The sequence below is a fragment of the Seleniivibrio woodruffii genome (assembly GCF_029267515.1).
GTDB lineage: Bacteria > Chrysiogenota > Deferribacteres > Deferribacterales > Geovibrionaceae > Seleniivibrio > Seleniivibrio woodruffii_A.
In genome coordinates this window covers 406,980-421,106 of sequence record NZ_JAJUIS010000001.1, presented here as the reverse complement: position 1 = coordinate 421,106, position 14,127 = coordinate 406,980, and the positions used below count along the sequence as shown (strand labels likewise).

At 48.5% G+C, this 14,127-nt stretch carries 14 protein-coding genes; 10 read left to right on the top strand and 4 right to left on the bottom strand.

Annotated features, from left to right (window positions below; all coding sequences use genetic code 11):
* A complete protein-coding gene (locus Q7P67_RS01935) occupies positions 1-2,355 on the top strand; it encodes a PAS domain-containing sensor histidine kinase (protein WP_303850171.1) in 2,355 nt (784 codons plus the stop codon).
* Positions 2,355-2,954 carry a phosphatase PAP2 family protein gene (locus Q7P67_RS01930; protein ID WP_303850169.1) on the top strand — a complete coding sequence of 200 codons (600 nt, stop codon included), beginning with the start codon at positions 2,355-2,357 and terminating at the stop codon, positions 2,952-2,954. The genes Q7P67_RS01935 and Q7P67_RS01930 overlap by 1 nt, the downstream gene beginning before the upstream one ends.
* Here the strand turns inward: Q7P67_RS01930 and Q7P67_RS01925 are convergent.
* The gene (locus Q7P67_RS01925) at positions 2,939-3,532 is read right to left on the bottom strand and encodes a TetR/AcrR family transcriptional regulator (RefSeq protein ID WP_303850167.1); all 594 of its coding nucleotides are present in this window, start codon (positions 3,530-3,532) and stop codon (positions 2,939-2,941) included. The genes Q7P67_RS01930 and Q7P67_RS01925 overlap by 16 nt on opposite strands.
* A gap of 118 nt (positions 3,533-3,650) precedes the next feature.
* Between Q7P67_RS01925 and Q7P67_RS01920 the strand changes: the two genes are divergently transcribed.
* On the top strand, positions 3,651-4,631 hold the full coding sequence (locus tag Q7P67_RS01920; RefSeq protein WP_303850165.1) for an aldo/keto reductase: 981 nt from the start codon (positions 3,651-3,653) through the stop codon (positions 4,629-4,631).
* A gap of 27 nt (positions 4,632-4,658) precedes the next feature.
* On the opposite strand, the gene Q7P67_RS01915 is transcribed toward Q7P67_RS01920, so the two are convergent.
* From Q7P67_RS01915 to Q7P67_RS01905, 3 genes are all read right to left on the bottom strand, one after another.
* Positions 4,659-7,205 (bottom strand): PAS domain S-box protein, encoded by a 2,547-nt coding sequence (locus tag Q7P67_RS01915; protein ID WP_303850163.1) that lies wholly within the window; start codon positions 7,203-7,205, stop codon positions 4,659-4,661.
* A gap of 139 nt (positions 7,206-7,344) precedes the next feature.
* Positions 7,345-7,749 carry an EF-hand domain-containing protein gene (locus tag Q7P67_RS01910; RefSeq protein WP_303850161.1) on the bottom strand — a complete coding sequence of 135 codons (405 nt, stop codon included), beginning with the start codon at positions 7,747-7,749 and terminating at the stop codon, positions 7,345-7,347.
* Between the two features lie 287 nt (positions 7,750-8,036).
* Complete coding sequence (locus Q7P67_RS01905; protein WP_303850159.1) at positions 8,037-8,369, bottom strand: hypothetical protein; 333 nt, start codon at positions 8,367-8,369, stop codon at positions 8,037-8,039.
* A 255-nt stretch (positions 8,370-8,624) separates the two neighbouring features.
* Here Q7P67_RS01905 and Q7P67_RS01900 point away from each other — a divergent pair, with 255 nt between their 5' ends.
* The 7 genes from Q7P67_RS01900 to Q7P67_RS01870 all read left to right on the top strand — a co-directional run bounded on the left by Q7P67_RS01900 (position 8,625) and on the right by Q7P67_RS01870 (position 14,118).
* Positions 8,625-9,002, top strand: a complete 378-nt coding sequence (locus Q7P67_RS01900; protein ID WP_303850157.1) for a PA2779 family protein — start codon at positions 8,625-8,627, stop codon at positions 9,000-9,002.
* A 63-nt stretch (positions 9,003-9,065) separates the two neighbouring features.
* Positions 9,066-9,479, top strand: a complete 414-nt coding sequence (locus Q7P67_RS01895) for a PA2779 family protein (RefSeq protein ID WP_303850155.1) — start codon at positions 9,066-9,068, stop codon at positions 9,477-9,479.
* Positions 9,476-10,381: a PA2778 family cysteine peptidase gene (locus Q7P67_RS01890; RefSeq protein ID WP_303850153.1), complete on the top strand. Its 906-nt coding sequence runs from the start codon at positions 9,476-9,478 to the stop codon at positions 10,379-10,381. The genes Q7P67_RS01895 and Q7P67_RS01890 overlap by 4 nt, the downstream gene beginning before the upstream one ends.
* A gap of 51 nt (positions 10,382-10,432) precedes the next feature.
* A complete protein-coding gene (fmt, locus tag Q7P67_RS01885; protein ID WP_303850151.1) occupies positions 10,433-11,359 on the top strand; it encodes a methionyl-tRNA formyltransferase in 927 nt (308 codons plus the stop codon).
* Positions 11,352-12,125 (top strand): DUF116 domain-containing protein, encoded by a 774-nt coding sequence (locus Q7P67_RS01880; RefSeq protein WP_303850149.1) that lies wholly within the window; start codon positions 11,352-11,354, stop codon positions 12,123-12,125. The genes fmt and Q7P67_RS01880 overlap by 8 nt, the downstream gene beginning before the upstream one ends.
* On the top strand, positions 12,122-12,988 hold the full coding sequence (htpX, locus tag Q7P67_RS01875) for a zinc metalloprotease HtpX (protein ID WP_303850147.1): 867 nt from the start codon (positions 12,122-12,124) through the stop codon (positions 12,986-12,988). The genes Q7P67_RS01880 and htpX overlap by 4 nt, the downstream gene beginning before the upstream one ends.
* On the top strand, positions 12,988-14,118 hold the full coding sequence (locus Q7P67_RS01870; protein ID WP_303850145.1) for an RsmB/NOP family class I SAM-dependent RNA methyltransferase: 1,131 nt from the start codon (positions 12,988-12,990) through the stop codon (positions 14,116-14,118). The genes htpX and Q7P67_RS01870 overlap by 1 nt, the downstream gene beginning before the upstream one ends.
* The last annotated feature ends 9 nt before the right edge of the window (positions 14,119-14,127 follow it).

Sequence of the window (14,127 nt, the reverse complement as noted above, 5' to 3'; positions counted from 1 at the left end):
ATGACATCCCTAAACTATCTTGATCACATCCTGAACGGCGCTATGGTTCTGGATGAAAATCTGACCGTTCTCTATTTCAACCACTGGCTTGAACTTCAGACGGGCATCAAAAAGAGCGAGATAGAGGGGCAGAAAATCACCGAACAGTTTCCCGATGTCAATGCAAACATGCTTAAACGCAAGCTCCGGCAGGTTTTTACCCTCAACTCACCCGCTTTCATAAGCGCGGAGGCTGAAAAGTACCTCATCAAAGTGCCCAGCAAAAAGCTGACAGGCAGCCTGTTCCCTTTTATGCTCCAGAATGCCGTAATCACCATTTACGACAAACCCAAAAAACAGGTTCTCTGCATGATATACGATCAGACGTCACTTTTCGAGACAAGGGCGAATCTGGAGATAAGCGCGTCCAAGCTCGCCGAACAGCACGTCCTGCTGCAAAACACCATGGATTTCCAGACGAACATCATCTTCGTTATGGACGAAAGCCGCATAATCAACTGGAACTACAGCTTTCTTGAGCTTTTCGGATACGACATAGTCGACAGGATAAATTCCGGTTCCGCCGACCTTATGAGCTTTGTCACCCACGACAGTTATCTCATGACAAAAGAGACCAGCTTCTATAACTTCATACGCACCAGTCTGGAATCGGACATCACCAACCGCATAAACGTTTTCGACCGCAGCGGCAAAGAACGTTCTTTCATATTCAGCGCCAGAAAAATGCCCGAACGTGAAAACTACATTATCGTATCCATGACGGACATCACAAGGCTGAAAAACAAGGAACGCCTGCTTCAGGACATTAACAACGAACTGAGCCGGAAATATGACGAGAAGAACCTTGAGCTTAAAAAGCTGAACTTCGAACTGAGCCGCAGCCGCGACCAGCTCCAGCTTGCGCAGGAGGTTGCCAGATCCGGCAGCTTTGAATATTTCTGCTCCGACGGAAGCATAAAGGTCAGCCAGGGAATGAAGAACATCCTCGGTGATCCGAATTTTAAACCCGAATCAGTTGACGACATACATAAATTTTTCCACGGCTCACACGCGGAAGGGATAAAGCAACTGTGCAAGAGGACACTGGAAACGGATACGGGAAACTTCTCCGTCTTTTCAGAGATTGTCAGCATGAGCGGCCGGAAAAAACCGGTGGGCATATACGGCAGAGTCTTCGGAAACGAGAGGGAGGGCAAACGCCTCCTTGTGACCATGCAGGATCTCACAGATATCCGCGAGCTGGAAAAACAGGTCAAAGACAAAGAAAGGCTGCTGGCGTCGCTGTTTGACATTGCAGACATCGGCTTCGTGATTCTCGACGCGGATGGAAATATTATCCGCGTAAACAAAGAATTTGCCGATATAACAGGCTACGGCGAACAGGAGATACTCGGCAGAAAACTAGACTATTTCAATATCTCTTCCCATAAAAGCGACTATGAAAAATACGTCCGCACCTCTTCCGGCGCAATAGCGGAAGTGATGTTCAGAAACAGAAACGGTGAAACACGCTACGCATATATGAACGTCACAGTGTATCCCGTTGACGAAAAAACGTCCTACAGCGTTTACGCCTTTACGGATATCACCGACCGGATATCAATTCTTTCAGAGCAGAAAGATCAGGAACAGCTCCTCATACAGCAGTCCCGAATGGCTGCCATGGGCGAAATGATAGGCGTTATCGGGCACCAGTGGAAACAGCCTTTGAACGTCCTTAACCTTGTTCTGGAAAACATAAAAGAGAGCATTGACAGCGGACATGCCGAACTGAACGAGATAAACAGAATGACAGAGACCTGCACAGAACAGGTTAAATTTATGGCGGAAACCATAGAGGATTTCAGGAACTTCTTCAGCCATGACAAGAATCCGCGCCCCTTCGACCTGATAGGCACACTGAACAACACTGTGCGGCTGCTTTCGCCCCTTTTCGGCGTGCGCGGCACAAAAATAGACATAACCAACAACCTTTCCGCAAGGGAGGCTGTTTACGGTGTTGCAAACGAGTTCCGCCACTGCATCATGAACATACTGTCCAACTCAAAGGATGCTATTCAGCAGAAATCCAACGGAAACAGCAGCTTTAAAGGGCATGTCAACATAGATATTTCAGGAAACAGCGACAGAATATCAGTCAAAATATCCGATAACGGAGGCGGTATACCCCAGAACGTTATAGAACATATCTTCGACCCCTACTTCACCACAAAGGGCGAAAAAGGCACAGGCATCGGTATGTATATGGTACGGCTCATCATTAAAAAAATGAACGGCGACATAACCGCAAACAATATCAACGGAGGCGCCTGCCTCACCATCACCCTCCCCAGAATACAGCCTAAGAGGAACTGATGCCCGCAAAAAAACTTATAAGTCTGCTCATTTTGCTGAGTATAGCATGTGCAGTATCCATTATTTTTCTCGACGTACCTGTTGCCGGATTCTTCAAATCACACGAAAACAAGGTTTTTTTTCGTTTCAGTGCAGATATCACTGAGCTTGGCAAATCCGACGTATATATTCCCGTTTCGCTGGGTGTCTGGCTGATATTCAGAAAACGCAAACCGCTGATAGCAAAGATAGCACTTTCAATATTTCTTACGGTGGTCATTGCGGGGCTTGCATCCAACCTTTCCAAATTCTTTTTCGGGCGTAACAGACCTGTGATGCTTTACGATTTCGACACATACGGATTCGAATACTTCCACACGAAATACTACAAAACATCATTCCCGTCCGGTCACACCACAGTTGCGGCGGCGCTGGGTTCAATGCTGGCGCTCCACTGGCGGAAACTGACCTTTCCTGCGGCTGTTTTCATAATACTGATGGCTGTTACAAGGCTGGCGACGCTGAATCATTTTTTAAGCGACACTCTGGCGGGGATGGTGCTCGGAATAGGCACCAGTCTTCTGATATATAAAAAGATGTTCCCTCAGAAAAGATTATAGAGCCGCCCGAACTTCTCCGTACAGTCCTCAATGACATACCTGTCGCGCTCAGGCGACGGCATGGGCAGGATACCCAGAAGAACAGGCCAGAAGAGCGCCTCCTTTATCATCCCAAGATACTGTTGCGCCGCCAGAGGAATATCCTCGATGGGCTTTCCCGCGGCTTTCAGATACGCCCCCAATGAATCAAGAAGTGAGCGGATGCCGTTCTCCGAATAAACAGTTTTAAGCTCCGGAAAGCGTCCCGATTCTCCCAGAACCAGCCTCAGCAGCTTTGTGAAACGTTCGCTGCGGAGCATCACAAGACATTTTGCCGCATAGTCCTCAAGGTCACGCCTTATATCCGCCCCTTCGCGGTAAATAAGCGCGGGAACGCCGAAGTCAGTCCAGATATCCTTCACTATCTCCGAAAAAAGCAGTTCCTTCGAGGGAAAATGATTATAAACTGTACGTTTTGATACACCGGCAAGGGCGGCTATGGCATCCATACTGACACTGCCGTACCCCCGTTCAAGAAACAGCTCCGCCGCCGCAGAAACGACAGCTTTTCTCTTTTTCTGGGTGAAACTCTCTTCCAATTTGCTCTCCTTCCGCGGTGATTATAACCACCGGAGTGTATAATTACAATAAATTGTGTTGACTTTTCCGGCAAGGAACATAAACTACACCGTATAGTTTACTTTTATGGAGGAGAATATGGAAAAGAGAAATCTCGGTCAGCTTTCCGTTTCGGCGATGGGGCTTGGGTGCATGGGGATGAGCGAGTTTTACGGACAGGCGGACGACGCACAGTCCATTGAGGTCATCCATGCGGCGCTGGACAGCGGAGTGACAATGCTGGACACTGCGGACATGTACGGGACAGGGCACAACGAAGAACTTATTGGCAAAGCTGTGAAGGGGCGACGGGAGAGCGTCGTCATTGCCACCAAATTCGGCATAGTGCGTCAGCAGGGCAGATACGAGCGCTCCATATGCGGAACGCCGGAATACGTCCGCTCCGCCTGTGAAGCCAGTCTGAAAAGACTCGGCGTGGATACCATAGACCTTTACTATCAGCACAGAAAAGATCCGGACGTAGCCATTGAGGAGACTGTGGGGGCAATGGCGGAACTGGTAAAAGAGGGCAAGGTCAGATATCTGGGGCTCTCCGAGTGCGGTGCGGAAACGCTGCGCCGTGCATCCAAAGTGCACACAATAACAGCTCTTCAGACTGAATTCTCCCTGTGGACAAGGGACATAGAGGCAGAGATACTTCCCGTATGCCGTGAACTTAGCATAGGTCTCGTGGCTTACAGCCCGCTGGGACGGGGGTTTCTCACCGGAGAGGTATCTTCTAAAGAAAATCTTGATGAAAAGGACTTTCGCAGACTCAGTCCGCGGTTCAGCGACGAAAATATCGCCGAAAACGCGAAGATGGTTGACGAGCTTTCAGCCGTGTCTGAACGGCTTGGCTGCACAAACGCACAGCTCGCGCTGGCTTGGGTGCTTGCAAAAGGTCAGGGCATAGTGCCCATTCCAGGCACGAAACGTATTAAATATCTGAAAGACAATCTGGATGCCTGCAATATAAAACTCTCTGCGGATGATCTTGCAGAGATGGAAAGGATTGCAGCACCGGAAAGGATAAAAGGGGCGAGATACCCAGAAGAGGGCATGAAAGGGCTTAACGGATAGACATCGTCGGGCGGGTGCCTGCCCGCCCTATCTGCACGCTCCGCAGTTCAAAGCTGGCATCTCTATTAAAAATTCGACACCGCCTTCAAAATTTCTGAAGGTCAGCTTACCCTTAAAGTGATCGTTTACTATCAGCTTACTCATATACAAACCGATACCAGTTCCCTGTTCCGGTCCTTTTGTGGTGAAATAAGGATCGAATATTCTGTCTTTTATATGGTCCGCTATTCCTCCCGCATTGTCGGCGACATAAACTCTCAGGGTGCAGTCTGAACAGGTTAACCTTATATTTATCCGCGGGTGCACGACATTCGCGCTGAGAAAAGCATCCTTGCTGTTTGTAAGCAGGTTCAGCATCACCTGTGCAAACTCATTGGCGACACCGTAAACCTTCGCATCGCACTCTTTTTCAACTGAAACGTTTATGCCGTGGGCAAGGAGCTGCTGGTTAACCAGTCCGATGACAACATCCACCTGTTCAGCAGCTGAAAACTCAGCCCGTTCCTTGTCTGTGCGGAAAAAGTTGCGGAAATCGTCTATGGTGCTGGACATGAACAATATCTGTTTCATGCCTATATCAACGAATTCATCCATTATCTCGCTGTTCAGCGTACCCAGTTCGTATTCTTCCTGAATGTTCTGAACCATGAGTGACATAACGTTGAGAGGCTGTCTCCATTGATGGGCTATGGCGCCGATCATCTCACCCATGGCGGCAAGTCTGCCCTGCTGCATGAAAAGCCTCTCCTGCTCCATGCGGCGTTTTGTCTCCTCCACAACCTTCGTTTCCAGATCAACGTTAAGTTCCCGCAGTCTGTCTTCCGCCTGTTTCTGTTCGGTGACATCGGTTATAACCCATATTGAATATGGCTGCGCGTCCTTCTCTTCGATCAGTTTTCCTGCAATATCCACCCATGCGAGGCATCCGTCCCTTTTGCGGAACTGCACGCGCGCCTGCGCATAGCCACTGATCTTCATAAGCGCTTCTGAATCAACAAACCTGCCGAAATCCGCATAATGCTTTTCATCAGGATGGATCACTATTGTGGACTGCCCGATTATTTCATCCGCCTTATAGCCGAACATATCAAGAAAGGCGTTGTTTACCCATTCAAATTTTCTGTCTTTAACCTGAATAATGGCGACGAGGGAGTTCTCTATTATTGCCGACTGACGCAGGTTAAGCGCCAGAAGCGCCTCCTCCGCCTGTTTTCTGCGGGTGATGTCCTCAACGATCATAATGATGAACATAGGCGTATTACTTTTGTCTGTCAGAACCGATGCGGTTATCTCGACCCAGATAATGCCCGAATCTTTACGCACAATGCGCCTTTCTGAGACATAGGTGTCTATCGATCCGCTGAGAAGTCCCGACGCACATCCGTCGCCTGTGTATAAGTCGTCAGGATAGGTTATGTCCAGCATCGTTTTTTTGCGCAGTTCATCCTTGCTGTAGCCAGATATCCTGCTGAAACACGAATTAACCTTTATAAACCTGCCATCAAGGGTGGTCATAACAATTCCCACGGCAGCCTGTTCGAAAGTTCTGCGGTACCGCTCCTCACTCTCATAAAACTTCTGCGCCATCTGCTCTGCCATTTCGAACGCTTTGCTTCTGGTTTTCAGCAGTATATATATCAGAAGAGACAAAAGAACGCCCGTAACAACGCCTCCGATAAGCAGAAGAAGAGGTTTGTTCATATCGAACTTTTCAAAGAACGCTTCTCCTGCCTGAAACTGCAGATACCAAGTTCTGCCGTAGATATTCAGAGGAACGGTTTTGGAAAGGCCTGCTTTGACAGGCGTCCTGGTTTCGAACATCAGGTTTTCGTCCGCAACTGCGTTATCGTATATTTTAAGTGAAACACCTTTTGCATAGCTGCCGAAAATGCCGCGCATGAGATCGTTCACGCGGAACGGAGCCGAAACGTAGCCGTAGAGTTTTCCGTTGCGGAAAACGGGCATGGACATAAGTATCCCCGCAGGCGCCTTCTCCGTGACAGTCTCCTGACGGAGCACCATTTTTCCGGAAACGGCTGTTTTGCCTGTTTCTGCTGCCCTTTTAAGCATAGATTCCCGCACAGACTCACTGGAAAGGTCGTACCCCATCACACGCATGTTCTGGACATTTTCAGGATACATCATCGTTACGACAATATACTCGGACTTGTCATTTACCGGATGAACAGTATAACCAGCCAGACCGGAAGTCCTGCCCTCTCTGATATGCTGTTCCAGCCCTTCTCTGGCGACAACTCTGGCAAAACCGATCGCCTGAATACCGGGATAAAGCCTGTCCAGTTCAAGAGACCGGGCATACTCCATCCACATCTTTCTGGTAACCCTGTCACCGTTTGCCATGAAAAGCCCTTCTCCGCCGCGAAGCACCTGTTCATATGTACCCATACGCACGGATATGGCGTTGCTCATCTCATTTACATAGATATCGAAAGTGTTGTTTATATTTTTATTCAGAGAGTCGGCGGCTGATTCATAGAGCATTATTGACAGGGCGATGGCGAAGATAAAAACTGCTGTAGGAATGAATCCGGTCAGAGACCGTAATCTGTCCATCGTATACCCCGCTGCGGATAATCATTGTCTATGCTTTTATGATAACATAAATAACACAATTTACCATATTTTCAGGATATTTTCAGACAGACCGTGAACCGTTTATGACCGGCAGAGGTATCCTCTGCCGGTCATATTTTTATGCGTACATATCAACGGAAGAAAGCCCCTGAAGAAGCGCCTCCTCCGTACTTGTTCCTGATATTTTGAGTTTCTCTATCGCGGACGACGAAGCCGCTGCCGTCTCGTCCGTTTCCTCCGTCTCTTCTGTTTCCGCCTGCTGGTCGGCTTCGTATGCCGCCAGTTCGTCCTGACTTATCTGTCCGTCTCCGTTTGAATCGTATTTTTCAAATTCAGACTGGCTGACACTGTTATTTCCTATCTTATAGGACGATGTTGAGATGGAAACCGTATCCATATCAGTTTTCTTAACCGAAGTGTCTTCGTTGTTCTGCTTCTGTGCGGTCTGCCCCTGACCTTTTATGCTCATGGTGCCCGCTGTCAGTTCGGAATATGAAACGGAATAGTTCGTAGAGATGCTCATGACTTCCTCCTTGGTGGATAGATGTTCGATGTCCCTTATATCGCCGCAAGGAGGAAAAATATAAATTCCTTAAAAATACATATTGTGTTCCGAATATGTGCAAAATGCGTCTGTAAACCATTGAAAAATACTGAATAAAGGAGAGGCGCACACAATTGGCACACATAAAACCGCATATGACGCCTCAATAAAACACATTTTCCACACAAATATGTGCAGACGAAACAGATGCGTATTAAACGTCTCCATAAATCATTTGTGCCATATTATCATTCGGCTAAAGCTACTTACGCATAAGCATTATAATAATTTCCGTAAGGCATATACCCTGCTGGGGCAGAAGGCATACAGCAGCAGCCGGAGGCGGGTGTATATGAAGAAAACTCCGACACGCTCATAACGCCGTCGCCGTTGCTGTCATAAGCATTAAATTTCGCCATAGTTTCCGCGCTCACAGAAGATTTATACGCAGGAATCTGCGAGACTGATGCTGCCTGAGTGTTCTGTGCCGGAGCCGTCTGTATCTGAGCTGCGGACTGGTTTCTGCTTTGTGCACCGGAAGTATCCGCTCTGCCGACCGTGTTATAATATTCGGGTGAGTTTGCAGGTGTGATTATCATGAGTTACCTCCGTATCATCTTTTCTGACCTTCTAATCGCACAAATTCCGATATTCACAAGTTTTAACTAAACAATCATTTAAACAAAACCATAGCACGAAGGATCTTTTTTTTATCTTGATTAACAAGTCTTTATAATACCGCATAACCGGACGGATAAAAAACCCAGCATTTATACGCAATTGAAACATGAAACAAACATAATTCTCTGTTGTATTAATATGGTACGAAAGTGCGCAATATAAGGAGAATAATTATGATATCTGCCGGATATTTCAGACAGTACACGAGTCTTGTTCTTGTTTTTTTTATCATGTTCATGTCCGGTTCCGCCCGTGCAGCGATGATAACCTATCATACGGAAAACATTGACACAGCCGCACAGACAGCGAGACAAACCGTAAATACGTTCATGGCGAGAGAGGATGTTAAAAACGCCCTCATCGGCATGGGTGTTAATCCTGAAGAAGCGTCTGGCAGAATAAAAGCTCTTTCAGACAGCGAAGCCATTGCTGCGGCGCAGAATATCGATAATGCGCCTGCCGGTGCGGGAGGATTCATAACCGTCATCGCGGGGCTTCTGGTTCTGATAATCGCTGCGATACTGGATCTTACCAAAGTAATACTGTCGTGAATATTCACTTCAATTGTTTCCGATAACTCCTATAATATATTCATCAATATGAAGGAGAGACCTATGAATATGTTAAGGAAACAGAGCAGAACCATCGGACTTCTGCTGATATTCAGCCTTATGTTCCTCGCAGGTCCTGTTCACAATGCACAGGCGGCAATGATAGGCACACAGACGGTCATCGACTCCGCAAGAGCGGAGCAGGCGAAGACACAGATAAACGCTTTTCTCGCCCGCGAGGACGTACAGAACACACTTACATCCATGGGCATTTCACCTGACGAAGCAGTCAAAAGGGCGCAGTCCCTTTCCGACAGTGAAGCGATAGCCTTTGCAGACAGCATGGAGAACGCTCCCGCGGGCGGCGACGGTCTCGGACTTGTTGTAGGCGCGGCTCTGTTCGTGTTTATTGTGCTTCTGATAACCGACATACTCGGCTTTACGAAGGTGTTCAAGTTCACCAAAGCGGTAAGATGATAAAACAGCTTTTACTGCCCCTTTGTCTGTTTCTGATCATGACAGGGTGCGCGGCAAAGGTTTCATCAAGATGGGACAGCGTGATATCAAAACAGCAGGATATAGCGCTGTCCGTCCCTTTTTACGCCCAGAAAGACTATTACTGCGGTCCGTCATCTCTCGCCATGATGCTTGAACAGAGCGGTATTAAGGCTGACCCCGACGAACTTGCGAAAAAGGTCTTCACCCCATCCAAAAAAGGATCTTTCAAAGAGGATATGCTCACCGGAGCACGCAGGAGCGGACGCATACCGTATCCGGTAACTTCTCCCGCTGACCTTTACTCTTCACTGCGGGAAGACAAGCCCGTCCTTGTGTTCATGAACATGGGACTGGATTTCTATCCCGTGTGGCACTACGCAGTTGTCACAGGCATAGGCGACGGATACCTTCTTCTCCATTCAGGGGTGACCCCCAACGAAAAATTCAGAACTGCAACCTTCGACAAGGTCTGGGCAAGGGGAGGCTACTGGGGATTCATACTCCTTCGTCCCGGCGAGATACTGAACGATGCTGATCCTGTGAAACTTGCTGATGCAGCGTTCGCATATTCTCTCACCGACGCCGACGGAGCGATAGAAACACTTAAAAACGCCTATGATGAGTTCGACAGCAAACCAGTGATGTTTGCATATGCGAACGCACTTTATGCCGCCGGCAAAAAAACCGAATCAATGGATATATTCCGCTCAATTACTGAAAAATATCCTGACGACGGCGACGGCTGGAACAATCTTGCCCACGTTCTCAACGAAACGGGACTTAAAAAGCTCGCACTGTATGCCGCGGAAAAAGCGGTATCAATCGGCGGAAATAATCTTTCCGTTTACGAAGAAACGCTGAAATCTGTTCAAACGCCTTGATTTTATCCCGCTATAATATAAACTGTGCATACTAAGGTACATGGAGTAGTTATGCGAACCGTATTCATGGGTACGCCGGAAATGGCTGTGCCGACACTTAAAGCACTGGTGGAAAACAACATAGAGGTTTGTCTGGTCATAACACAGACAGACAAGCCGAAAGGCAGGGGAAACCAGATGCAGTCCCCGCCTGTTAAAGAATATGCTGAGTCCGTCGGCATAGAAGTTATCCAGCCAAAAAGCCTGAAAAACAACGAAGAGGTGCTTGAAAAACTGAAAAGCATCGCGCCGGATTTCATCGTTGTCGCCGCATACGGAAAGATACTCCCGCAGGCTGTTCTTGATGTGCCTGAGAAAGCGCCTGTAAACGTACATTTCTCTTTACTCCCCAAATACAGAGGAGCGGCACCCGTGAACTGGGCTGTTATAAACGGCGAAGAGGAGACCGGAGTCGCCACTATGCTTATGGACGCGGGACTGGACACAGGCGACATTCTGCTGGTTGAAAAGACACCCATAGGCAGAAAAGACGCTGTGATGATAGCCGAGGAACTCTCTGAAACAGGTGCGAAACTCCTTATCAAAACTTTGACGGAGTTCGAAAGCATCACTCCCGTTAAACAGAACGATGCGGATATGACCTATGCCCCTATGATGAAAAAAGAGGACGGGCACATAAAATGGGCGGAAAAATCCGCAAAAGAGATAGAGTGCATGATACGCGGTTTTGTGCCGTGGCCTGCCGCCTACACCTTCCTCGACGGCAAAATGTTTAAACTTTTTGCTGCGGAAATTGTCACTATAGAAAATAACACTGAACCCGGCACAATATTCGATGTCACTAAGAAGAGCTTCTGTGTCAGATGTGCAAAAGACGCGCTGATGATAACCGAGCTTCAGCCGGAAGGCAAAAAAAGGATGCCTGCCGTGAGTTTTCTTGCCGGAGCAAAGCTGGCGGGCGGGGAAAAATTTGAATAAACGGATGTCCAAAGACAGAGCCATATTCATGGCGCTGTTCTTCCTCTGCGGATGTGTGATATTCGGCGCCGGACTGGTGGTCTGGTTCCTGATGATGCTTGGCGCCGCTACTGTTTCACCGCTGGCGGCGGAGATAATCACTGCGCTGTTCGTCATCTTCTCATTATCAGTGACAGTTTTCACCCTGATTTTCGCATATACAGCGCTGACAGGCAGAGACCTGAACATGGTGAAGGGTCCCCGAAGAGTGGCGACAAGGCTTACGCTGCCTTTCATGCTCAGGGTCGCAAAACACGCGCATATCGACAGAGACATGCTGGTGCGTGCGTTCGTTAACATAAACAACGACATGGTTCGCGGCATCATAAAACGGAAAAAACCGGATAAGCTGCTCATCCTGCTGCCACACTGCATACAGCTTGAAGGATGCGAACTGAAACTGACAAAGGACATCACAAAATGCACAGGCTGCGGACGCTGCGATGTAAAAGAACTTGTTAAGATAGCCGACAGGCATAATATTTCTATAAACATTGCCACAGGGGGCACCGTGGCAAGAAAAATCGTTAAGGAAACACGCCCCGATCTGATTCTGGCTGTGGCGTGCGAGCGGGATCTTTTAAGCGGTATTCAGGACACATATCCCCTTCCCGTGATCGGCTTCTGCAACAGGAGACCAAACGGAGAATGTGTCAGCACCCGCATAGACACCCGCATGATAGAGGATGAAATAAATAATATATATAATATCAAGGAGGCAATATGAACACCTTAAAGACTGTTCTGCTCATGACTGTGCTGATGGTCTTCTTCGTGTTTGTGGGAGGACTCATCGGCGGCAGGAACGGAATGTACATCGCATTCGGTATCGCTTTTGCAATGAACATCTTCTCATACTGGTTCAGCAGTTCCATCGTGCTTAAAATGTACGGAGCCAAAGAGGTTACAGAGGCGGAATACCCCGCGCTGCACCGTCTTGTGCGAAACCTCGCCACAAGAGCAAATATACCCATGCCTAAGGTCTGCGTTATGCAGAGCGCAACACCCAACGCGTTCGCAACCGGCAGAAACCCCCAGCACGCGGTAGTGGCTGTCACCACAGCAATAATGGGAATACTCTCCGAAGACGAGCTTGAAGGCGTTCTCGCCCACGAGCTTGCACATATAAACGGACGCGACATCCTCATAGGAACCGTTGCGGCAACCATGGCGGGAGCCATCATGATGCTTGCCGACATGGCACGCTGGGCTGCCATCTTCGGCGGCGGACACAGCAACGATGAAGAGGGAAACAACAACCCGCTCGGCATGGTGGGCATGATAGTCGTATCCATACTCGCACCTCTGGCGGCAACCCTTATTCAGATGGCGATATCCCGCTCAAGGGAATACAGAGCCGACGAAGAGGGAGGGCGCCTCTGCGGAAGACCGCTTTCGCTGGCATCCGCGCTGGAAAAAATATCCAAGGGCGTGGCATATCACCCCATGGAGGAGGCAAAACCCGCAACAGCTCACATGATGATAATGAACCCCTTCTCCGCAAGCGGTATGCTTAACCTTTTCTCCACCCACCCGCCTGTTGAGGAGCGCGTTAAAAGACTCCGCGAACAGGCAAGGGGAATGCGTTAATGGCGGACAGGTTCCGTTACAGACTTTACGACATCCTGAAATCCTATTATCTTGGCAGTCTGAAAGAGGACTATTTTCAGGATTCCAGTGAAAAAAGACTGTATCGCAAAATATATTTCGAAACGTTCCGTCATCTCGGCTTCATAGAAAAGGCACTGGGCAAGCTCTATTCCCGCCCGCCGGAAGCCGAGATTCGCGCCGCACTGGCTCTTGGCGCCTGTCAGATAATGTTCATGGACGACATACCCGAATACGCCGCCGTGAACGAAAGCGTCTCCCTCGTGCCGAAACAGAAACGCAGCTTTGTCAACGCAGTGCTGCGAAATCTGGCAAGGCAGAAAGAAACGCTGATGAAAGATTACTCCATCCGTCAGGATTTCCCTGACTGGTTCGTTAAAAGATGGGAAAAACGTCTGGGGGCGGAACTTGACGCTTTTCTGGCGGATTTGAACACCAAGCCGTCGTTTTACAGCGTCGATCCCGCCTCCATGACCATCGAAAAAACCGAAGGCGAATCCGAAGGACACATTATGGACCTCGCGTCATTCAGCGTGGCACGCCTTGCCGGAGACGCAGACCCGCTCTCCATTCTGGACTGCTGTGCGGCACCCGGCGGTAAAACGTTCGTTCTTTCGCAGACCTACCCCCAATCCCGCGTGTTTGCAGTTGAAAAAAATAAAAAAAGATACGAACAGCTTAAAGCCTCAATGGTGCAGTATGCCAACGTAGACTGCATCTGTGCGGATATTCTGGAGCTTGATACGGAAGCGGAGTTTGACCTTGTTCTGCTGGATGCACCCTGCACCGCTCTGGGCACCATAAAACGACACCCCGAAGTGCGCTGGCTTCGCACAACAACGGATATTGACGATTGTTCACGAAGACAAAAAGAAATGCTTGAAAAAGCAGTGAAATTTACAGGAAAAGGCAGTACAATAATCTATTCGGTCTGCTCGCTGGAACCAGAAGAGACAACAGACGTTGTCGAGTGCTTTCTGAAAGAGCATCCGGAGTTTAAAATTGTTAAACCAGTTTGTGCAGAGCAGTTTCTTGACGAAGGTTATTTCGTCTCGCTGCCCTACAAAAGCGATGCGGACGGTTTTTTTGCCGCCGTTCTGAAAAAGAAATAAGAGGCTCTG